The organism is Vibrio sp. L3-7 (assembly GCF_963898195.1).
GTDB lineage: Bacteria > Pseudomonadota > Gammaproteobacteria > Enterobacterales > Vibrionaceae > Vibrio > Vibrio echinoideorum.
The window spans coordinates 46,075-68,538 of the sequence record NZ_CAWQUW010000073.1; the positions used below are offsets into that span (position 1 = coordinate 46,075).

20 protein-coding genes are annotated in these 22,464 nt (G+C 44.7%); 7 read left to right on the forward strand and 13 right to left on the reverse strand.

Annotated elements, in window-relative coordinates:
- Positions 1-55 precede the first annotated feature (55 nt).
- Positions 56-682, reverse strand: a complete 627-nt coding sequence (gene upp, locus AACW75_RS24540) for a uracil phosphoribosyltransferase (protein ID WP_004734318.1) — start codon at positions 680-682, stop codon at positions 56-58.
- Positions 683-851: 169 nt separating this feature from the next.
- Between upp and purM the strand changes: the two genes are divergently transcribed.
- Both purM and purN read left to right on the forward strand, forming a co-directional pair.
- Positions 852-1,892, forward strand: a complete 1,041-nt coding sequence (purM, locus tag AACW75_RS24545; RefSeq protein WP_145571559.1) for a phosphoribosylformylglycinamidine cyclo-ligase — start codon at positions 852-854, stop codon at positions 1,890-1,892.
- 132 nt (positions 1,893-2,024) lie between these two features.
- On the forward strand, positions 2,025-2,699 hold the full coding sequence (gene purN, locus AACW75_RS24550) for a phosphoribosylglycinamide formyltransferase (protein ID WP_135456075.1): 675 nt from the start codon (positions 2,025-2,027) through the stop codon (positions 2,697-2,699).
- 148 nt (positions 2,700-2,847) lie between these two features.
- On the opposite strand, the gene AACW75_RS24555 is transcribed toward purN, so the two are convergent.
- Positions 2,848-3,693 carry a class II glutamine amidotransferase gene (locus AACW75_RS24555; RefSeq protein WP_017072643.1) on the reverse strand — a complete coding sequence of 282 codons (846 nt, stop codon included), beginning with the start codon at positions 3,691-3,693 and terminating at the stop codon, positions 2,848-2,850.
- A 62-nt stretch (positions 3,694-3,755) separates the two neighbouring features.
- Positions 3,756-4,334 (reverse strand): D-sedoheptulose 7-phosphate isomerase, encoded by a 579-nt coding sequence (gene lpcA, locus AACW75_RS24560; protein WP_017072644.1) that lies wholly within the window; start codon positions 4,332-4,334, stop codon positions 3,756-3,758.
- 326 nt (positions 4,335-4,660) lie between these two features.
- Here lpcA and fadE point away from each other — a divergent pair, with 326 nt between their 5' ends.
- Complete coding sequence (gene fadE, locus AACW75_RS24565) at positions 4,661-7,126, forward strand: acyl-CoA dehydrogenase FadE (RefSeq protein WP_145571557.1); 2,466 nt, start codon at positions 4,661-4,663, stop codon at positions 7,124-7,126.
- Positions 7,127-7,258: 132 nt separating this feature from the next.
- On the opposite strand, the gene AACW75_RS24570 is transcribed toward fadE, so the two are convergent.
- Positions 7,259-8,506: a TIGR03503 family protein gene (locus AACW75_RS24570; RefSeq protein WP_145571555.1), complete on the reverse strand. Its 1,248-nt coding sequence runs from the start codon at positions 8,504-8,506 to the stop codon at positions 7,259-7,261.
- A 9-nt stretch (positions 8,507-8,515) separates the two neighbouring features.
- On the reverse strand, positions 8,516-9,304 hold the full coding sequence (gene dnaQ / locus AACW75_RS24575) for a DNA polymerase III subunit epsilon (protein ID WP_186437209.1): 789 nt from the start codon (positions 9,302-9,304) through the stop codon (positions 8,516-8,518).
- A 56-nt stretch (positions 9,305-9,360) separates the two neighbouring features.
- Between dnaQ and rnhA the strand changes: the two genes are divergently transcribed.
- On the forward strand, positions 9,361-9,825 hold the full coding sequence (rnhA, locus tag AACW75_RS24580; RefSeq protein WP_135456070.1) for a ribonuclease HI: 465 nt from the start codon (positions 9,361-9,363) through the stop codon (positions 9,823-9,825).
- 108 nt (positions 9,826-9,933) lie between these two features.
- Here rnhA and AACW75_RS24585 read toward each other — a convergent pair whose 3' ends face one another.
- Positions 9,934-10,716: a class I SAM-dependent methyltransferase gene (locus AACW75_RS24585; RefSeq protein WP_145571553.1), complete on the reverse strand. Its 783-nt coding sequence runs from the start codon at positions 10,714-10,716 to the stop codon at positions 9,934-9,936.
- Between the two features lie 53 nt (positions 10,717-10,769).
- Between AACW75_RS24585 and gloB the strand changes: the two genes are divergently transcribed.
- From gloB to AACW75_RS24600, 3 genes are all read left to right on the forward strand, one after another.
- Positions 10,770-11,528 (forward strand): hydroxyacylglutathione hydrolase, encoded by a 759-nt coding sequence (gloB, locus tag AACW75_RS24590; RefSeq protein WP_017072649.1) that lies wholly within the window; start codon positions 10,770-10,772, stop codon positions 11,526-11,528.
- A gap of 70 nt (positions 11,529-11,598) precedes the next feature.
- Positions 11,599-13,170, forward strand: a complete 1,572-nt coding sequence (locus AACW75_RS24595; protein ID WP_145571551.1) for a LysM peptidoglycan-binding domain-containing protein — start codon at positions 11,599-11,601, stop codon at positions 13,168-13,170.
- Complete coding sequence (locus AACW75_RS24600) at positions 13,167-13,853, forward strand: YIP1 family protein (RefSeq protein WP_017072651.1); 687 nt, start codon at positions 13,167-13,169, stop codon at positions 13,851-13,853. The genes AACW75_RS24595 and AACW75_RS24600 overlap by 4 nt, the downstream gene beginning before the upstream one ends.
- A 97-nt stretch (positions 13,854-13,950) precedes the next feature.
- Here AACW75_RS24600 and AACW75_RS24605 read toward each other — a convergent pair whose 3' ends face one another.
- The 7 genes from AACW75_RS24605 to rnhB form a co-directional block, all read right to left on the reverse strand.
- Positions 13,951-14,793, reverse strand: a complete 843-nt coding sequence (locus AACW75_RS24605) for an endonuclease/exonuclease/phosphatase family protein (RefSeq protein ID WP_145571549.1) — start codon at positions 14,791-14,793, stop codon at positions 13,951-13,953.
- Between the two features lie 61 nt (positions 14,794-14,854).
- Positions 14,855-15,193, reverse strand: a complete 339-nt coding sequence (glnB, locus tag AACW75_RS24610) for a nitrogen regulatory protein P-II (protein WP_004738609.1) — start codon at positions 15,191-15,193, stop codon at positions 14,855-14,857.
- 130 nt (positions 15,194-15,323) lie between these two features.
- On the reverse strand, positions 15,324-15,635 hold the full coding sequence (locus tag AACW75_RS24615; RefSeq protein WP_029222103.1) for a c-type cytochrome: 312 nt from the start codon (positions 15,633-15,635) through the stop codon (positions 15,324-15,326).
- A gap of 57 nt (positions 15,636-15,692) precedes the next feature.
- The gene (gene tilS, locus AACW75_RS24620) at positions 15,693-17,039 is read right to left on the reverse strand and encodes a tRNA lysidine(34) synthetase TilS (protein ID WP_145571547.1); all 1,347 of its coding nucleotides are present in this window, start codon (positions 17,037-17,039) and stop codon (positions 15,693-15,695) included.
- A gap of 124 nt (positions 17,040-17,163) precedes the next feature.
- The gene (gene accA / locus AACW75_RS24625; protein WP_102553632.1) at positions 17,164-18,123 is read right to left on the reverse strand and encodes an acetyl-CoA carboxylase carboxyl transferase subunit alpha; all 960 of its coding nucleotides are present in this window, start codon (positions 18,121-18,123) and stop codon (positions 17,164-17,166) included.
- A 45-nt stretch (positions 18,124-18,168) separates the two neighbouring features.
- Positions 18,169-21,648 carry a DNA polymerase III subunit alpha gene (gene dnaE, locus AACW75_RS24630; RefSeq protein ID WP_145571545.1) on the reverse strand — a complete coding sequence of 1,160 codons (3,480 nt, stop codon included), beginning with the start codon at positions 21,646-21,648 and terminating at the stop codon, positions 18,169-18,171.
- A gap of 159 nt (positions 21,649-21,807) precedes the next feature.
- The gene (rnhB, locus tag AACW75_RS24635; protein ID WP_145571543.1) at positions 21,808-22,428 is read right to left on the reverse strand and encodes a ribonuclease HII; all 621 of its coding nucleotides are present in this window, start codon (positions 22,426-22,428) and stop codon (positions 21,808-21,810) included.
- Positions 22,429-22,464 lie beyond the last annotated feature (36 nt).

Consider the following 22,464-nt stretch of genomic DNA (forward strand, 5'->3'; position numbering starts at 1 on the left):
AATTAAGCAGGTAAAGTTTAAATCACTATTTAAATTAACTTAAACCGAAACCTAATTACTTAGTACCGAAGATCTTATCACCAGCATCGCCAAGACCAGGAACAATGTAGCCCTTGTCGTTTAGCTTCTCATCGATTGCAGCCGTGTATAGCTCAACGTCTGGGTGCGCTTTTTCTAGAGCAGCGATACCTTCAGGCGCAGCAACAAGCACAAGAATCTTAAAGTGCTTACAACCTTTCTCTTTCATAAGATCGATAGTAGCAATCATAGAACCACCCGTCGCAAGCATTGGGTCTACAACGAGAGCAATACGCTCGTCGATGTTAGATGCAAGCTTGTTGAAGTATGGTACTGGTTCAAGCGTTTCTTCGTCACGGTAGATACCCACGACGCTGATACGCGCACTTGGGATGTGCTCTAGAACACCGTCCATCATGCCTAAACCAGCACGTAGGATTGGCACTACTGTTACTTTTTTACCCTTAATTTGGTCAACTTCTACTGGACCGTTCCAACCATTAATAGTTACACGCTCAGTTTCAAAGTCTGATGTCGCTTCGTATGTTAGAAGGCTACCCACTTCTGTCGCTAGCTCACGAAAACGCTTAGTGCTAATGTCACCTTCACGCATCAGGCCAATTTTATGTTTTACTAGCGGGTGTTTCACTTCAACAACTTTCATTTCCAACTCCGGCAATATTTAAACAAACCTGTAGATTATACACGAACTGTGTGGTTATTTCAGAATCTTTATTCTAATAAAAAAAACCGCGCAAACGTTTGCTCTTGGTAATCAAGCCCTGTTAGAATAGCGCCGTTTTCACATCCAACTTAAGTTCGAGGACTATCCCGTGAGTGGTAATACTTCTTCTCTAAGCTACAAAGACGCTGGTGTTGATATCGACGCAGGTAATGCACTAGTAGACCGTATTAAAGGTGCTGTTAAACGCACTCGTCGCCCTGAAGTAATGGGCGGTATTGGTGGCTTTGGCGCCCTATGTGAACTTCCAACGAAATACAAAGAGCCAGTACTTGTTTCAGGTACTGATGGTGTTGGTACTAAACTTCGCCTTGCTTTGGATCTGAAAAAACACGACACCATTGGTATCGACCTAGTGGCAATGTGTGTGAACGACCTAATCGTTCAAGGTGGTGAGCCATTATTCTTCCTAGACTACTACGCAACAGGTAAGCTAGATGTAGATACAGCTGCAGACGTTGTTTCTGGTATCGCTGAAGGTTGTGTTCAAGCTGGTTGTGCACTAATCGGTGGCGAAACGGCTGAAATGCCAGGCATGTACGAAGGCGACGACTACGATGTTGCTGGCTTCTGTGTTGGTGTTGTAGAAAAGGCTGACATTATTGATGGTACTAAAGTAGCAGCAGGTAACGCACTTATCGCTGTTGGCTCAAGTGGTCCACACTCAAATGGTTATTCTCTCATTCGTAAGGTACTCGAAGTTTCTGGTGCCGATAAGAGTGAAGAGCTACAAGGTCGCACTATCGGTGAACACCTACTAGAACCAACTAAGATTTACATCAAATCGGCACTTAAGATGATCGCTGAGCATGATATTCATGCTATTTCGCACATCACAGGTGGTGGTTTCTGGGAAAACATCCCACGCGTACTTCCTGAAGGCACTAAAGCAGTGATTGATGGCAAGAGCTGGGAATGGCCCGCTATCTTCAGCTGGCTGCAAGAGAAAGGCAACGTGGAAACATTTGAAATGTACCGCACTTTCAACTGTGGTGTTGGCCTAGTTGTTGCTCTACCTAAAGATCAAGCAGATGCTGCTGTTGAACTACTGAAAGCTGAAGGCGAAAATGCTTGGGTTATCGGTGAGATCGCAAACGCTGAAGCAGGTGAAGAGCAAGTAGAAATCAAATAGGTGATACGCTCACTGACTTAGTTAATAAATGAGGACCTATTGGTCCTCATTTTGCTATTTAGCCCGCAGAAAACCTTAGTTTATGTAGGTAAATTGTAAACTCTCTCGTTAATCAACCGCATGACCCACTCTATGAAAAACAATCAATCTAAGAAAATCAGTCAATCTAAGAAAAACATCGTTGTGTTAGTTTCAGGAAGCGGAAGCAACTTACAGGCAATTTTAGATGCCTGCGATAACAGTATGATTGATGCTTCTGTTAACGCTGTCTTCTCAAACAAAGCGGATGCTTTTGGTCTAGAGAGAGCAAAATTAGCAGGTGTTGACGCTCACTCGGTGAATCCCAAAGAATTTAACTCGCGTGAAGAGTTTGATCATGAATTGATGCTTCAGATCGATACTTACCAACCAGACCTGATTGTACTCGCTGGCTATATGCGTATTCTGAGTTCAGAGTTTGTTCGTCATTACGCGGGAAAAATGGTCAATATCCATCCTTCGTTGTTACCTAAATACCCAGGTCTGCACACCCACCAGCGTGCTATCGACGCGCAAGATGAAGAACACGGAACCAGTGTTCACTTTGTTACCGAAGAACTCGATGGCGGCCCTGTGATCTTGCAAGCTAAGGTGCCTGTATTTGAAGGGGATGATGCCGATATACTAGCAAGCCGAGTTCTCACCCAAGAACACTATATTTATCCTATGGTCTGCAAGTGGTTTGCTGAAAATCGTCTATCAATGGTCAACGGGCAAGCGATCTTAGATGATAAGATATTAGGTAAGCACGGTTACGCAGAGGAATAGATCTTCAGACCGTTCTCGCTAAACAGATCGCTGAAAAACAAGTCGTCAAACACCAAATCAGAAAACAAAAAGGCCGCTAACTGACTTAGTATCAGTACAGTAAGCGGCCTTTCGTTTGTCCGGTTCAAAATAGTATTATTTGGTCGCTTTAGCTCAAAGCCTCTGTCGGAGCCTGGCTTGCGACCTTTTTCGGTGCGTAAGCGACATCTTCCAGCTCTTGATGGTTATTGCCAATCAACTCACCAAAATGAAACAGCGCGTATTCGCCCGGCTTCATTCTAAACCACTCTTCATTGCATGTTAGAGGTTGAGTAGCCACTACCGTAACCACATCATTGGGCGTTGTTTCTTCTTGGAAGTTAATCTCAACGTCTTCATCAATTAAGCTCGCATTCCCAAAAGGAGCGCGTCTTGTTATCCAATACAAGTGGTTAGTACAGTAAGTCATCACATACTCACCATCACTCAACAACATGTTGAAGACACCTTTTTCTCGTAGCTGGTCACAACATTCCGCAACATAGCGAAACATCCCTTCCATGTCTTGAGGCGGCTCAGGAAAACGGTCTTCGAGCTGCTTCACTAACCAGCAGAACGATAACTCGCTGTCTGTTTCGCCTACGGGTCTAAAACGTCCACTGTGTAGGTCATCGTAATCCGTCAATTGGCCGTTGTGAGCGAAAGTCCAATATCGCCCCCAGAGTTCACGCGTAAAAGGGTGGGTATTTTCTAGATTAACGCCACCACGGTTAGCTTGGCGGATATGACTGACAACAGCTTGGCTTTTAATTGGGTAGTTTTGAACCAACTCGGCAATCTTTGATTCACAGCTAGGGTTAGGATCTTTGAATGTTCGAAAGCCCTTCCCTTCATAAAAGGTAATTCCCCATCCATCACGATGCGGACCGGTATTCCCTCCACGCTGCATCAGGCCGGTGAAACTAAAACAAATATCAGTTGGCACATTCGCGCTCATACCAAGCAATTCACACATGGTTTAATCTACTCCCTATTAAAACCCATGGAGCCTAATCAAGGCTCCAAATATCTGTAAAACTATTCTTCCATCTCTTTTTCAACAAGCTGAATCACAATATGAATGATCTTAATGTGAACCTCTTGAATACGGTCAGCGTAACCAAAGTGAGGCACTCGAATTTCGATATCAGCACAACCTGCCATTTTACCGCCATCTTTGCCGGTCAATGCAATGGTCTTCATGCCTTTTGCTTGAGCTGCTTCAATCGCTTTTAGAATATTGCCAGAGTTGCCAGAAGTCGACAGACCAAACAACACATCGCCCTTGCGACCCACGGCTTCTACATAACGAGAAAATACGTGGTCATAACCAAAATCATTACTCACACAAGATAAGTGGCTAGGGTCTGAAATCGCAATACCAGCATAACCTGGGCGATTTTCTCGATAACGGCCCGTAAGCTCTTCCGCAAAATGCATCGCATCACAGTGCGAACCACCGTTACCACAAGAAAGCACTTTGCCTTCTTGTTTAAATGAGTCAGCAATCATTTTTGCCGCAGCTTCGATCTGAGCGATGTTATGGTCATCGCTCAAAAACTTGTTAAGAACGTCAGCAGCTTCGTTCAATTCACTTTTGATTAGGTCTTGGTACATAAGGCTTATCTCTTATATTTTTTTACGCAACTTAAAGTACGTGAAATGAGAGCTGAGGGTTTTTCCCTCTTTTACCTGAGTTTACCCACAAACATGAAATAGTGTCGATACTTAAGCCAAAAGATTGCCACCTTAATTAATATCTCATGGCAGAACCGTCCAATTATTCACCACCAACCTCTCACAATTAGAATTTTAACTCTATTAAGATCACTTTTTACCCAATTTAGAGTTTTACAAATATTTAATATTTTGTTTACACTTAACTGGTTAGACCTCTTACCTAAATTCATAACAATAAGTGATCTCTGAAAAGGAAATCGATCATGAACATATTGCTCTCCCTACTTGCCATGACAACTATCTTTGGTGTCTGCCTTTACCATAGAGTTAGTCTGGTACGCGCTTTAGTCATCCTTACCGGTTCAATGGTTGTACTGACATTGTTTGGCGGCGTCGCTGTCACTGGCTGGCTTTGTTACCTATTGGCCGTTGCATTGCTTGCTGTACCTGCCATCCGCCAAACCATCATCAGTCAAAAAGCACTGTCTTTATTTAAGAAAGTCCTGCCAGCAATGTCTCAGACAGAAAAAGAAGCATTGGAAGCTGGTACCGTATGGTGGGAAGCCGAGTTGTTCAAAGGCAAACCAGAATGGAAGAAGCTGCAAGACATTGCAGACCCTAAGTTGTCTGAAGCTGAGCAAGCCTTTTTAGATGGTCCGGTTAATCAGGTTTGTGAAATGGTTAACGATTACCAAGTGACACATGAACTTGCCGACTTGCCACCGGAAGTATGGCAATACCTGAAAGACCAAAAATTCTTCGCCATGATCATCAAGAAAAAATACGGTGGCTTAGAATTCTCAGCTTACGCTCAGTCTTTAGTGCTACAGAAGCTAACTGGCGTTTCTAGCGTATTGTCATCAACCGTTGGCGTACCTAACTCGTTAGGCCCCGGTGAGCTATTGCAGCACTACGGTACAGAAGAACAAAGAAACCACTACCTACCCCGCTTAGCGGAAGGTAAAGAGATCCCTTGTTTTGCCCTAACTAGCCCGGAAGCTGGCTCAGATGCAGGCTCAATCCCTGATTACGGCATTGTATGTAAAGGCGAATGGCAAGGCGAAGAAGTCTTAGGTATGCGCCTCACTTGGAACAAGCGCTACATTACCCTTGCACCTGTCGCAACAGTATTGGGGCTTGCGTTTAAATTACGAGATCCAGACGGCCTGCTTGGCGACAAGCAAGAGCTCGGTATCACTTGTGCGCTTATCCCTACAGATTTAAAAGGCGTGAAGATTGGTAATCGTCACTCACCACTTAACGTACCGTTCCAAAATGGCCCAACCCAAGGTGATGATCTCTTCGTCCCTATCGATTTCATCATTGGTGGCCAGAAAATGGCAGGACAAGGCTGGCGCATGCTAGTTGAATGTTTATCGGTTGGGCGTGGTATCACACTTCCTTCAAACTCGACGGGTGGTATCAAGTCGGCAGCATTAGCGACAGGGGCATATGCTCGTATCCGTCGTCAATTCAAACAACCAATTGGTCGTATGGAAGGGGTGGAAGAACCACTTGCACGCCTAGCCGGGAATGCTTACGTAATGGACGCGGCAAGTAACCTAACCGTTGCAGGCATCGACCTTGGCGAAAAACCTTCAGTTATCTCTGCAATCGTAAAATACCATTGTACTCATCGTGGCCAACGCAGCATCATTGATGCGATGGATATCGTCGGTGGTAAAGGCATCTGTTTAGGTCCATCAAACTTCTTAGCTCGTAGCTACCAAGGCGCACCAATCGCGATCACCGTGGAAGGTGCCAACATCCTAACTCGTTCGATGATCATCTATGGGCAAGGCGCAATTCGCTGTCACCCATACGTTCTAAATGAAATGGAAGCTGCTTATTCAGAAAGCAGCGATGCACTGGATAAGTTTGATTCTGCGTTAGCTGGACACGTTAGCTTTACACTAAGTAACCTAGTTCGTAGCTTCTGGTTCGGTTTAACCGATGGCCGAGGTTCTGATACTCCAACTCCAGCAAGTAAAACTGATCAGCAAACTAAGCGCTACTACCAGAAACTTAATCGCTACAGTGCAAACCTAGCGCTACTTTCTGATATTTCAATGGCCGTTCTAGGTGGTTCACTGAAACGCAGAGAACGCCTATCAGCAAGATTAGGCGATATCTTAAGTCAACTGTATTTAGGTTCGGCAACACTAAAACGCTTTGAAAGCGAAGGCAGCCATGCTGAAGATCTACCGTTAGTTCATTGGGGTATGCAAGACAGCTTACGCCAAACTGAAGTCGCTATTGATGAGTTCTTAGCAAATTTCCCTAACCCTGTGATTGGTCGTTTACTTCGAGTTGTGTTGATGCCATTTGGTCGTATTCGCCGCGCACCAAATGACAAACTAGATAGTCAAGTTGCTCATATTCTACAAACGCCAAGCGAGACACGTTCACGTATTGGCCGTGGTCAATATTTAGAAGCAACCGAATACAATCCAGTAGGTAAGATAGAGAAAGCACTAGAAGTCATTCTTCAAGCTGAACCGCTATTCGACAAAGTCTGCAAAGAAACGCACCAAAAACGCGCTTTCTTACGACTAGACCTTGTTGCTCAATTAGGGCTAGAGAAAGGCATCTTGACGCAAGAAGAGGCAGACCTGCTGGTTAGCGCCGAGGAACACAGGCTGTACACGATCAACGTTGACGACTTCTCTCCAGAGGAGCTAGCAGCAAAGTCTGAGTATCCAGACCAATCGATTGAGAACGTCGCTTAAGGTCAGAAAAGAAACAAAAACGGGACTCCTATGAGTCCCGTTTTTTTTTGTTCATGACATCGTTATCACAAACTCTATAGCTTGCTATCTTGAAGTTTGTTCTCTCAAGACAACTCTAATTATATAGGCGAGTTACTTTGGCGCCTTAAGTTGCATCTCTGGTTGAGCTTTTTTCTTCGCCGTCACTTTACGAATCACAAACCAGATCAATAAGCCCAATAAAATTGCGACCACGTTACCCACCGCGATAATGATCATGCTGCGTTGCCTATCATCCTCACGCTTCTGAAGTATTATTAATTCTGCTGCGATCCGCTTCTGTTCCGCAAGTGCTTGCTCTTGAAGGCGTCGTGACTCCGCTAAATCGATATCTTCAACAACACTGTACGACTGCTCTGTAATTGGAAAAATCAGTGGACGTTGGCTTGAAGCATCAGTGGCATAAATCATCCCCGACCAGTTATAAATACCCAATTCACCATTACAAGGCACCTCTAAAGACACTTTCATCGCATCGACTTCGGCTTGGCCTTGCTTGTACATGACGTAATCATCAGGAGCCTTGTGCTCAACATGAACCGCCAAAGAACTCTGCGCAATCATGCCCTGCTCACCTGACACCACTATGGTATGAGGTAAACCCTCTTTGCGAGACTGGATAAAGGTAGTGGTGATTGGCGTGGGGTACACCAAGACTTCTTGCTCTTGCGCTCGCAAAAACACACCATTACCAGAGGTTATACGAGCTCGGTATTTACCCGGCTCAATATCAATAGGTAACGACACTGTGAACACGCCATCTCCGGCTTTTTCATCAAAGTCTGCGCCATCGTCGGCAAACTCGCCCATCACAACAGGAACCGGGCGCGCTTCTCTTACTAAAGACTCTTCGTTTTCCACAAACTTAGTAAACGTAACTTTAAGTTTCACGCGATCAAGAAAATCACGCAGTACGAGAGGCTTACCATCTGATGTCAAACGAGCGGTGAATTTGATGTGTTCTGTTTGGTACAACTTGTTCGGAAATTCATTGGCATCCAAAACAAGATGCGATAAGAGTTTAATGTTGTTCTTAGGTGAGACTTTGCCTACCGCTTGCCAAGGGCCTGGCATCGGCTTGTCGATAGAGATAATGTCCATTGAGGACTCTTCGTACCAACGGACGTTATCAGCATTGCGCCAAGAGTAATATTTCTTGCCGTCAGGACGAACCAAGACGACGGGTTTAGAGTTATCGGCTCGATAAATCACAAAGGTGACTTGTTCAATACTGGGATCAACTCGAAATCGGTTATCCAATAAACTCATTACGGACTCTGTTGCTGCGTGTAAGCTAAAGCTCAACAACAATAAGTAACCGGTAGCCAATACCCTTAACATACTTTCTCCCTACTGACGCCAGAGGCAGCTTCCGCTTTTCTCGACGAGATCTAAACGACTTTGATGCGCTTCTACTTCATCGGCCGTAGCTCGTAAAACCTTTAGGGATTTTCTGCCACTTTCTGCTCTTCGTATACTTTCGCCTTCACCTTCCTTTTGGCCTGCGTTAAATTGCAGCGAAGTTTGGCCACCCGTCATCAATAAGTAGACGTCGGCTAGGATCTCGGCATCGAGTAATGCGCCATGGAGAGTACGGTGTGAGTTATCAATACCATAACGATCACATAAGATATCTAGGTTATTTCTCTTACCTGGAAATATCTTCTTAGCCATCGCCAAGGTATCGGTAACTTTACAGTAGTCATCCGTCTTACCAATCGCTGGGTTGAGTTTCTCAAACTCATAATCCATGAAGCCAGTATCGAAGGGCGCGTTGTGAGCCACCAGCTCAGCACCTTTGATAAAGCCGAGAAACTCTTTGTGAATATCTTGATACTCAGGCTTATCCACCAAGAACTCATCAGTAATACCGTGAACGCCAATCGCCTCTTCTTGAATGGCACGATCGGGCTTGATGTAGACGTGAAAATGACGCCCGGTCAATCTACGGTTGATGATCTCAACGGCACCGATCTCTACGATGCGATGACCCATGTAGTGAGGGCCACCTTCCGTATTCATACCTGTTGTTTCGGTATCGAGTACAATGATGCGCTTGTTTTCTGCGTTCGCCCCATTTTCTGATTTGGAGTTCGCTGCTGCGTCAACGCTTTGTTCTGGAGTGCTACTGGTATTCATAAGGATATCTGTGTCAGACTATGCCGATAATGTGCTTGGGGTAATAGTATCAAATCATGACGAAACAAGTTGAAATTTTCACTGATGGTTCTTGTTTAGGCAATCCAGGTCCTGGTGGCTATGGCATCGTACTTCGCTATAAAAAAGTCGAAAAGACACTAGCAGAAGGCTTCACACTAACGACCAACAATCGAATGGAAATGCTCGCCGCAGTCATTGCGCTTCAAGCACTCAAAGAACCCTGCTCTGTGATTCTAACAACAGACAGCCAATACGTACGTCAAGGTATCACCCAGTGGATCCATAACTGGAAAAAGCGTGATTGGAAAACAGCTGATAAGAAACCAGTTAAAAACGCCGACCTCTGGCAAAGGTTAGATAAAGAAACCGCTCGCCACACCGTTGATTGGCGCTGGGTAAAAGGACACGCAGGACACAGAGAAAATGAAATGTGTGATGATCTCGCGCGTACCGCAGCCGAAAACCCAACTAAAGAAGATACTGGTTACCAACCAAGTTAACGATCTTTTTTAAATAAGAAGTAAGATTTGAATCTGAAGTAAGTTTTTGAGTTTAGAGTTCTCGTTATATACGCTTCTAAACCCGATCTAAAAATGAAAAGCCGACCACTAGTCGGTTTGTTCTGTTTTTAACGGGTATATAGCCTTAATAGAATTCAGCGTACAACGGCTGTTGGTTCTAAAACTGGCTCCAACAGGAGAGAAACGTCGTTTAAGGTGCCAATGTGGCTTGATCGGCTTCAGCGGGTAGGTGCGCTTGCGAGCGACAATAAAATACTGACTTCCGGCAAAGGATGCACAACCACCTAAGCTGTTTTCCAACCATGTCCACATCGCTTGATATTTACTCATCGGGAACAGCGCATAGGTATCGCAATGAATCACTTCATAGTTCAGTACGCCTAACCAGTCTTTTATTCGACTTGTCGTGTACATACGACCACTCCAGGGTAAGCTGTTCTTACGCCAAGGCAATAAACTCGCCAAGCCTGTCACACTAAACGGATTAAAACCGGTGATGATAATATAGCCATCGTCCATCATCACTCTGTCGACTTCTCTCAATAACCTGTGCGGGTCATTGCTATAATCTAATTGATGACTGAGCACTACAACATCAAAACTTTTCTCCAAAAAGGGTAAATTATAACCATCCGCTATCACATTATGTAATGGGTTCTGGATATCTAGGTTTACTTGATGTTGAATGTTGCATGTGCAGCTAGAAATCTCACTACTGAGGCCACCGAGCTTGAGCATGTGGTAACCAAAAAGCTTTGGGCACCACTCATCGAGTCGAGTTTGAATAGATTCTCTCAACCAGTCCCCATTGTGCAACTGTGCCCAAGTATAAGGACGCTCAAACTTCTTTCTGCTACGCGCTGGCTTCATCAATAACCTGTCTCACTTATTCTGTCTCACTAAAAGTGACTGGAGATCCAATAATGTTACATATCAAAAGCATACCTGCATTTAACGATAATTACATCTGGCTGATTGAAAATAGCGATCGCCGTTGTGCTGTCGTCGACCCTGGTGATGCCGCTCCAGTATTAGAGTACTTAGCACATCATGAGCTAACTTTAGATGCAATCTTGATTACACACCACCACCATGATCACATTGGTGGCGTTCCAGAATTAGTAAGGCAACATCCTGGTGTTGATGTGGTCGGTCCAAAGAACGAACCTATCCCCACTCTGACTCACCCTGTCGACGACGGTGACCAATTAGAACTGTTTGGTGAAGTATTTTTAGTGCTCGGACTCAGCGGGCACACTGCAGGCCACATCGGTTATGTTGGTGATGCAAAACTATTTTGTGGCGATGTATTGTTCTCAGCGGGTTGTGGCCGAATTATGGAAGGCACACCACAACAAATGTTTGATGCGTTGAACAAAATCACTGCGCTCCCTCAAGAAACAGAAGTCTATTGTGCACATGAGTACACAGCAGCCAATATCGCTTTCGCACTTGCAGTTGAGCCGGATAACCAACACCTGAAGCAATATCGTGACCAAGTGAATCGACTGCGCGCTCAAAATAAGTCGACCATCCCCACAAATTTGAGACAAGAGAAGTTTGTTAACCCTTTCTTGCGCTACACCGAACCAAGTGTAGTTAAATCAGTGTCTAATCGTACCGAGCAGACCGATCCTTTATCAGTCTTTACCGCTTTACGTGCGTGGAAGAACGAATTTTAACAAATACAGACTTGTCACTCATAGGGGGTGGCAAGTATTATCATCGGCCGTTTATTAAAAAGGCTGTAACATGCGAGTTAAGTACAGCTGGGCTTTGGTACTACTACTTTCTGGTTGCCAATTAACTCAGTCAGAGAATCCAGACCAAGCTTCCGAGCAAACCAACACATCTCCTACTAAAGAAGTTTCTCAAACGAACGTTTCATCAGAAGCGACCAAAGAAGAACCCAAAGTTGAAGCACCTGTCGTTACGCCACAAGCACAAGAAGACGTTTGGAAACGTATTGCGATGCAACTTGAAATGGAAGTGCCCGACCAAAAGAAAGTCGACTACTACCGAACTTGGTATCTAAAACACCCTAGCCATCTAAAAACTGTCTCACAACGTGCTGAACCTTTCCTTTATCTGATCACGACTAAGATTGAAGAAAAAGGCTTGCCGTTAGAATTAGCACTACTGCCTGTTGTAGAAAGTTCTTTCGATGCGTTTGCCTACTCCCATGGTAGCGCTGCAGGTCTATGGCAATTCATTTCTGGCACAGGCAAAGACTACGGGCTAGAACAGAACTTCTGGTACGACGGTCGCCGTGATGTTGCCGCCTCAACTGACGCTGCATTGGATTTCCTATCAGACCTCAACAGACGTTTCGATGGTGATTGGAACCATGCCATTGCTGCCTATAACAGTGGCGGAGGCCGAGTAAACAGCGCCATTCGTAAGAACAAAAAACTAGGTAAACCAATCGACTTCTTCTCTCTGGATTTGCCAAAAGAGACCAGCAGCTATGTACCTAAGCTACTAGCATTGGCTGATGTGATTGCAAACCAAGAGAAGTATGGAATCGACATTCCAGCGATTCCGAACAAACCCGTATTAACTCTGGTGAATCCAAATGAGCAGCTAGATCTAGCCATTGCCGCTAGCTACGCGGGAATTCCAGTTAAAGAACTGCAAGGTTACAACCCGGCTTATAATCAATGGGCAACGGCACCAGAAAAACACCAACAATTATTACTACCTCTAAGCGCTGTTGAGAAATTCAACAAAGAAGTGGCGGCCAACAAAGGCAAAGGTATGAAGTTGGTTCGTTACAAGGTTCAGTCTGGCGACAGCATCAGCGTACTGGCAAGTAAATATAATACCACCAGCAAAGTAATCCGCTCTGCAAACGGTTTAAGCAACAACAGCATTCGTATTGGTCAGCACCTACTTATTCCAACATCAACCAAAGATGACAAGACGTATGCACTAAGCGCTTCAAATCGCCTAGCCAGCACACAATCGAAGAGTCGTGGTCAATATAAGCTCAGCCATACAGTAAAAAGTGGTGACAGCCTATGGACGATTGCACGTGCAAATAAAGTATCCCATCAATCACTGGCTAAGTGGAACGGTATGGGACCACGTGACACACTTCGAATCGGTCAAGAACTGGTCATCTGGAAGAACGGTTCAGATGATGCCATCATCCGCACTATCTTTTATAACGTAAGATCAGGTGACACAGTCAGCGGTATTGCATCAAAGTTCAAAGTAAAAAGTGCAGATGTTGTAAAATGGAACACTTTGCAGAACAAAAAATACCTGCAGCCAGGACAAAAACTGAAGCTGTATGTTGATGTAACTAAGGTAAGTGTATGAACCCGTCAAGTAACCCACTCGTCATGCTGTTGGATATTTTCCGATCACCAACAGCTTGTTTCTTAGCGCTTTACGAACGAAGCGCTTGGGGGTGGCAACCCTACGTCGTATTAATTCTGAGCCCGTTCTTATTTTGGGGTGCCTATTTTTCGAATGTAGATTTTGCATGGTTAAGTGCTGAGTTGTCACAACAACTGGCTCAAACTAACCCTGACCAATTGGCGTTACTTGACAGCGATACTCTACTCGCGAGCGAAATCATCAGCGATGTGTTTGGTCGCACGCTAAGCATCGCCCTACTGGCATTCTGGTTTAACCTCGCAACAAAACCAAGCCAACATCAGCACAGTTACTGGAGATGGTTTGCAGCCTCATCGGTCGTGATGTTTCCTGCTGTTTTAGGTGATGTAGCGAGCTACGCGAGCCTAATACTAAAACACGGACAAGTGATGAGCTACGCCGCTGACTTGAACAGCTTAAACGGCTTAATCAAGTTACCGCTAACCAATGACTGGTCACAGTTTGCAAGCTCATTACCGCTACTGCTACCTTGGTACATCGTACTCGGTTATGCAGCAGTGCTAACGTGGACCGAATTTGAACGCGGCCAAGCCCTCGTCATTTCGGGTTTGCCATGGGTTGGCTATTATCTAATCTGGGCACTCTACATTTTAATATTTTAAGCTGAAGAAATAAGGCAAGCGAACATTCACTCGCCTATTTATTCCATTAGCTTATTTATTCAGAGTAACCAAAATGTTAGCAGCTACTGGCTTATTACTATTTAGCCTTAAAGGTAACTAACATTGGATTATGATCAGAAGCGTCCGTAATGGGCGCTTTTGCTTTTTCTACTTCTAACCCTCGATAAAACACGTGGTCGAGCACTAACCCTGTCATAAACTGAGTTCGATTATCAGGTTCAAAAGCAACCTCATTCAAACCAACCTTTTCCAACGCACTTTTTAACACTGAAAAACGAGCTTCGCTCCAACTGTTAAAGTCACCAGCAAAGATGATAGGCCCACTATATTGCTGCAAATTATCAGTTAAGCTCTTAAGTTGTGATTCGTAATCTTCGGTACCAAACGTAAAGTTCACCGCATGAATATTGATGACTGCCAATTCTTCCCCATTACTCAACTGGTAACGAGACCAAAGTGCTGATTTTGGCAATTGAAGCCAAGGCTCTTCATGAGTATAAGCACAAGCTTCGATCGGCAAATGGGTCGCTAGATTGAGTACACCCGCACTTTGTTTAAAGGCTTCAAATGCATTAACACGAGTGCTGCCCCACTGGCCACTTGTCACCCACCGCCTAAGCCCTTCGGTCATGCTTGCTTCTTGCAACAAGACCAAATCGCTTCCCGCGGATACTTGATTCAGTTCGCTCTGCCAGTTACTGCGGTTTTGCTTGTAGATATTCCACACTGTAAGACTTAATCCGTCTGAAACGTCAATCGCTTTTGGTGCTGAATTTTGGTAGCAACTATAGATATCATTACTGGTGTTTTGAGAAGATGTGATCAGGCTTGGTTTCTGAGGGATCACGAAGATAAGATGAAAGCTAGCAACCGCGAGCGTTATCAATAAGGCGATAACAAAAATGGTTTTCTTAAACATACAGCACCCTACCAGAAATGAAAAAGGAGCGATAAACGCTCCTTTTAGGGTAATAGTTTTTTTAAACGGCGTCTTCGTCTTCTTCGCCAGTACGAATACGTACCACACGTTCAACATCAGTAATGAAGATCTTACCGTCACCAATCTTACCGGTTTGCGCCGTTTCGATGATGGTATCTACGCATTGGTCAGCGACTTCATCAGTCACGACAATTTCTAATTTCACTTTAGGCAAAAAGTCGACCATGTACTCTGCGCCGCGATATAACTCAGTGTGACCCTTTTGACGTCCAAAGCCTTTCACTTCAGATACGGTCATACCTGTAATACCTACTTCTGCAAGCGCTTCACGTACATCATCAAGCTTGAACGGCTTGATAATGGCTTCAATCTTTTTCATGTTCATCCCTTAAACTGTGCGAATAGCTCATTATCGGCTAGCTATTGTAAACATTCAATGAAAAAAGCCAGAGCTTTAAAGCTCTGGCTCGTAATTTATCATCTTGTTTAATCAGCGCTTTAAGAAGGTTTTACTTAAGGCTTGCGTAATAAGCAGCTAGATTAGCGATATCTTCGTCACTCAGCATTGAAGCTTGAGCTTGCATCACAGCAGCTAAGCCACCATTACGCTGCTTTGTTTTGTAAGCATTAATTGACGAAACAATGTACTGCTCGTTCTGACCTTTGAGGTTTGGGTAACCAGGGATCATCGCGATTCCATCTGCACCATGACATGCTGCACAGATTGCTGCTTTTGCTTGACCTGCAGCAACATCACCCGCCAACGCGTTACCACTCAATAGTCCCAAGCCAAGAACTAATCCTAGTGTAATTTTCTTCATTGCATATTCCATTGATTATTTTTATTAAAGTAGCCTAAATTGTGACACAAACTTTTTCTACTTGCTCCAAAGCGCTTCACAATCTTGACCTTCGTAGTTTTTATCTACGAATAAGCCCAAAACAGCGATCACTCGATCGCCCTCCATCAATATGGGTGTTCTGCGCCTTAGCCAACTTGGCACCTGATATTCCTGGAAGAGCTTTTTGAGTTTTCTGCTATGCCCACGCCCAACAGGATGCGCAGATAACCCTTCAGGATTAAAGATAACTCGTAGTGTTTCGCTTGTATCCGACAAACTAAAGCTTTGCACATCACGGTTGTTAGATACGCCATCACTCAGCGCTGAATTTAAGTGTAGATCCCCTAAACCATCAGGCAGAACCAAGCTCTGACCCATCGAGATATCACTTTGCCAGTTCGACAAGTCTTTGGTCTCTTTCACGAGATAGAGCTGATGATTAAAGCGTCGAACTTCGGCATTATCCAACACCAGCTTAGGGTTAGCGTCTGCTTGAGCGCATGCGACTTCATCCCAAATCAACTTAAGTTGTTTTTGGCTCGGCATCGATTGCCCACAATAACTCAACCACATTCTTAACAAGCGTGCACGCAATAAAACAGAATACTCAGATAACACCTCAATGCTTAGGCTTTGGCTCTTGATCTCACTGCCACCTAAAGCTTTGAGAAAGTGAGGCTCAATCAATTCATCAAGTAACGACTCTTGCTCTGCACACAGTAACGCGCTACGACTGACCGATTCACGGAAACTAGGCCAACGATTGATTAATGTTGGAGTCACCTGGTGTCGAATAAAATTACGGTCAAAACGAAGATCCTGATTACTCTCATCTTCAACCCAGGTTAAGCCCATATCGCAAGCAGCTGCTTCAATATCCGGTCGAGTTACTGACAGCATAGGACGAACGATAAAAGCTTCTCCAAACGGCATAAATCTCGCCATAGAGGAGAGTCCTTTCGGGCCGCTTCCACGCTTTAACGCAAGTAAGAACGTTTCAAGTTGGTCATCTATATGCTGACCCGTAACCAAAACATCACCCTGTCTTACATGTTGCTTAAAAGCTTGATATCGAGCATCTCGAGCCAACTTTTCAATGCTCTCACCGCTATTGATATCCAAAGATACTCTTTCTACTGCTAGAGACACAGATAAAGCATCGCACCATACTTTACATTGATTTGCCCAGTCGTCAGCATTGTCACTTAGGCCGTGATGAACATGTACCGCAAGGCACTCAATGTCATGTTGTTTGGAATATTGAGCAGCCAACTCCAACAACACTCGGGAATCGACACCGCCACTGAAAGCAACGATCAGCCGGCATGGCTTGAGTGCGCTTTGATGAAGTACAGATGTGAAGGTTTCGATTAAGTGAGTCATGAGCGAGTGAACCATGAGAGTAGGTTTGAAGGGAGAATATTTTAATAATAAAAAAGGGTTGGCACTGAGTCCAACCCTTTCATCATCTTGTTACTCAAAGCTGACCTTATGCAAGGCAAATTTATCAGCAGTAACCGTAGCTCATTAGGCGCTGGTAACGACGCTCTAGAAGCGCTTCGTTATCAAACTGCTCTAGTTCTTCTAGCTGTTTAACTAGCATGTCTTTCATATTCTGAGCAGTTTGTACTGGATCGCGGTGTGCACCACCTAAAGGCTCAGGAATTATTTCATCAATAAGCTCTAGCTCTTTAAGACGAGGAGCAACTAAGCCCATAGCTTCCGCAGCTTGTGGCGCTTTATCTGAATCACGCCATAAGATTGAAGCGCAACCTTCTGGAGAGATTACTGAGTACGTAGAGTACTGAAGCATGTTCACGTAGTCGCCAACACCGATTGCTAGTGCACCACCAGAACCGCCTTCGCCGACAACGTTACAGATAACTGGCACAGATAGGCCTGCCATTACTTTTAGGTTTTTCGCGATAGCTTCAGACTGGCCGCGCTCTTCAGCACCAACACCTGGATATGCACCCGCTGTATCGATGAAAGTAATGATTGGCATGTTGAAACGCTCAGCCGTTTCCATTAGGCGAAGTGCCTTACGGTAACCTTCTGGCTTTGGCATACCAAAGTTACGGATCACTTTTTCTTTAGTCTCACGACCTTTTTGGTGACCAATAACCATCACAGGACGACCATTTAGACGAGCCATACCACCCACAATCGCTTTATCGTCAGCGTAAGCGCGATCGCCCGCTAACTCTTCAAACTCTGTGAATGCATGCTCCAGGTAATCTTTGGTGTACGGACGTTGAGGGTGGCGAGCAAGTTGAGCTACCTGCCACGCACCTAAGTCACTAAAGATTTTCTGTTTAAGCTCTAAGCTTTTTTTCTCTAGCTGTTCAATTTCTTTGCCTAGATCTATCGCTGTATCACCACCGTGACGCGAAACGTCACGTAGCGCTTCGATTTTTGCTTCAAGTTCAGCGATAGGCTTTTCAAATTCTAGAAAGTTCAGGCTCATCTATGAATCCTTGTTGATTCAGCTCCACAGTCATGGAGCTAAATTTTAGTTAAATTCGAGTTCTACTTGGCTATTTCCAAGCAGCTGTTTTAATTCGTCTAGTAATGTATCACTTGGCGTCACACGCCATTCTGTGCCCAATGTTAACCGCGCTCTGGCGTCGGCACGTTGGTAGTATACATTGACTGGGACCGTTCCTGCTCTATAAGGTTCTAAGATTTGACTAAAGCGTTCAAAAAATTGACCATTAATTTGGGATTGTTCAATAGATATCGACACCCCACGAGCATATTTCTCACGGGCGCTTCCTAAGTCCATGACCTCGCGCGCGGACATTTTAAGCCCACCATTGAAATCATCAAAGCTGACCTGTCCAGAAACAACCACAATTTTATCTTTTTCGAGCAATTCTGCGTAGCGATCGAGTGCATCCGAGAACAACATCACTTCCATCCGGCCGGATCGGTCATCAAGCGTCATCAAACCAATTCGTGTGCCACGTTTCGTGGTCATTACCCTAGCAGCAATCACTAAACCTGCAATCGTTAATGATTGGTCACGGCGAGTTGGCGTGGCATCTTTCAAACGACAGCTAGTGTATTTAGCTAACTCTTTAATATAAGCATTAACCGGGTGACCCGTTAAATACAAGCCTAGCGTTTCACGCTCACCTTCAAGCCAAACTTTTTCAGGCCATTTAGGCACTTGAGTATACTTGTGCTCAACCTCTTCTGGAGCGTCAGTCAACACACCAAACATATCTGATTGACCAAAAGATTCGGCATGATGATGTTGGCTTGCAGCCTTAACCGCATCTTTCAATGATGCCATCATTGCAGCTCGGTGAGGACCTAATCTATCTAAGGCTCCAGATAGAATCAACTTTTCGATAACACGTTTGTTTACTTTTTTCAGATCAAGTCGCGCACAAAAGTCGAATAAGTCTTTAAAGTGCCCCCCCTTATTTCGCGCTTCAATGATCGCTTCAATAGGACCTTCACCCACCCCTTTAATTGCGCCGATACCATAAACAATGGCACCATCTTCATCCACATTAAAACGGTATAAGCCTGAATTAATGTCTGGTGGAAGAAGCTTGAGCTTCATACGGAGACACTCATCAACAAGGCCAATAACTTTTTCAGTGTTATCCATGTCTGCAGTCATTACCGCCGCCATGAACTCAGCTGGATAGTGCGTTTTCAACCACAGTGTTTGATAAGAAACCAGTGCGTATGCAGCCGAGTGAGATTTGTTAAAGCCGTAGCCCGCAAACTTCTCTACCAAGTCAAAGATCTTCATGGACAGTTCGCCATCAACACCATTGGCTTCAGCACCTTCTTTAAAGGTACCGCGCTGTTTTGCCATCTCTTCAGGCTTTTTCTTACCCATCGCACGACGCAGCATATCGGCGCCACCAAGCGTATAACCCGCAAGGATCTGAGCGATTTGCATTACCTGTTCTTGATACAGGATGATGCCGTAAGTCGGTTCTAGTGTTTCTTTTAGCGATTCGTGTTGCCACGTTTCATCAGGGTAAGAGACTGCCTCTCGTCCGTGTTTACGGTCGATAAAGTTATCTACCATGCCTGATTGCAGAGGCCCCGGACGGAACAGAGCTACCAATGCGATAATATCTTCAAAGCTGTCAGGTTGTAGACGCTTGATCAGGTCTTTCATACCACGTGATTCCAGCTGGAATACCGCCGTCGTTTCAGAATTTTGTAATAAGTTAAATGACGCTTGATCATCCAGAGGAATCGAGTCGATGCGAATCGGAGCTTTACCCTCTTTTGCCAAACGTGGGTTCACTAAACCTAACGCCCAGTCGATAATAGTCAGGGTACGTAACCCCAAGAAGTCAAACTTAACCAAGCCTGCGGTTTCTACGTCATTCTTATCAAATTGCGTTACCGGGAAGTTACCTTCCGCATCGGCATAGATGGGCGCAAAATCGGTAATCGTGGTAGGCGAGATAACAACACCACCCGCGTGCTTACCTGCATTTCGCGTACAACCTTCTAAGATTCGACATTTATCAATCAGCTCACGGACTTCTTCATCACCATCGTAAAGCTCTGGCAATGCTGGTTCAGCAAGGAAAGCTTTCTCTAAGGTCATGCCGGGATCAGGTGGGACAAGCTTAGAAATACGATCAACGAAACCAAATGGGTGACCAAGTACACGGCCTACGTCGCGAATTACGGCTTTTGCCGCCATGGTACCAAAGGTGATGATCTGAGACACGGCATCACGGCCATACATTTCAGCAACGTGGTCAATAACTTGATCACGCTTATCCATACAGAAATCGATATCGAAATCGGGCATCGATACACGTTCTGGATTCAAGAAACGTTCGAAAAGCAGGTCATATTCAAGTGGGTCAAGATCGGTGATATCAAGCGCATAAGCCACCAAAGAACCGGCACCAGAACCACGACCAGGACCTACAGGTACATCGTTATCTTTTGACCACTGGATGAACTCCATTACGATCAAGAAATAACCGGGAAAACCCATGTTATTGACAACTTCGAGTTCGATTTTTAGTCGATCGTCGTATTCAGGCCTGCGCTCAGCTCTTACTTTCTCGTCAGGGAATAGGAACGCCAAACGACGCTCAAGACCTTCTTCTGATTTCTTAATCAGGAAATCTTCAATCGCTAAACCTTCGGTTGGAAAGTTAGGTAAGAAGTATTCACCCAAACGAACGGTTACGTTACATCGCTTAGCAATCTCGACGCTGTTTTCTAGTGCTTCAGGGATATCCGAGAACAACTCGCACATCTCTTCTTCACTGCGAAGGTACTGTTGCGCGCTGTAGTTTTTAGGACGACGAGGATCGACCATCGTAAAACCATCATGAATCGCTACGCGAATTTCATGAGCGTCAAACAGGTCTTCGGTCAGGAATACTACTTCGTTGGTCGCGACAACTGGCAGGTCTTCTTGCTCAGCAAGCTCTAACGCAAAGTGCAGGTAAGATTCTTCATCCGGGCGTCCAGTTCTAATCAACTCAAGATAGAAACGATCTGCGAAATACGTTTTGTAAAACTCAACGCTGCTTGCGACCAATTCACGATTACCTTTCAGCAACGCTTTGCCTATCTCACCTTCTTTTGCACCCGATAAAATAATCAGGCCTTCTGCATGCTCAATTAGCCACTCTTTATCAATGACAGGCTGATGTTGCACATGGCCTCGAAGGTAAGCTTTTGAGATAAGCAGTGTAAGGTTGTTATAACCTTTGTTGTTCGTGGTAATGACGGTGAGCTTAGTCAGCTCATCACCGAATTCTAAAGACTGCATCAAGAAGTCAGCACCAATAATTGGTTTAACCCCGCACCCATGAGCCGTACCGTAAAATTTAACCAAACCACAAAGGTTGGTAAAATCGGTAAGTGCTAGAGCAGGCATACCCATTTCAGCGACTTTTTTAACTAATGGTGGCACCTTAGAGAGGCCATCCACCATCGAAAAATCACTGTGTACGCGTAGGTGAACAAATTTTGGATCTGACATTATTTTTCCTGAGTTCTAGGTTTGAGCCTAGGGTTACAACTGGATGTATTTTATTTTTATCTACCGCAAGTAGGCAACTTTATTCGATAGCCGGTTCCAATCAATAGGAAGCCACTATCAATAAGAAGCCAGGGCAATATAAAGTTTAATCGATTCGCTTTAATCGATACCAAGGATGCGCTTTACGGGTTTAAAGCTTTTACGATAATGCTCGGTCACACCATGTTTTTCAATCGCTTCGAAATGTGCTTTCGTCGGGTAACCTTTGTGTTTAGCAAAACCAAATTCAGGATGAATCTTATCAAGCTCTTCCATTTCTTGGTCACGAACTACTTTAGCAATAATAGACGCCGCACTGATTTCAGCGACTCGCAAGTCCCCTTTCACGATAGCAAGACCATCCATCGGCAATTCAGGAACACGGTTTCCATCGATCAATGCCATATCAGGTTGAATGCTAAGACCAGCAATAGCACGCTGCATGGCGACCATGGTCGCTTGCAGAATATTCAATTCATCAATTTCTTGTGGCGAGCAACGACCCACTGACCACGCCAGTGCTTTTCCTTTGATTTCAGGCAGCAGTGCAAGGCGCTTTTTTTCAGACAGTTTTTTTGAGTCATTTAAGCCTTCAATCGGATTGTTGGGATCTAGGATAACCGCAGCCGTCACGACATCACCAACTAATGGCCCGCGCCCGACTTCATCCACACCAGCAAATAATTGGTAACCTTGAGGATACTCAAAAGGAGGAAGCTCTTTTTTCTCTTTTACTGCCATAATTATTCTCTTAGTACTCTGTAAATCTATATGCGC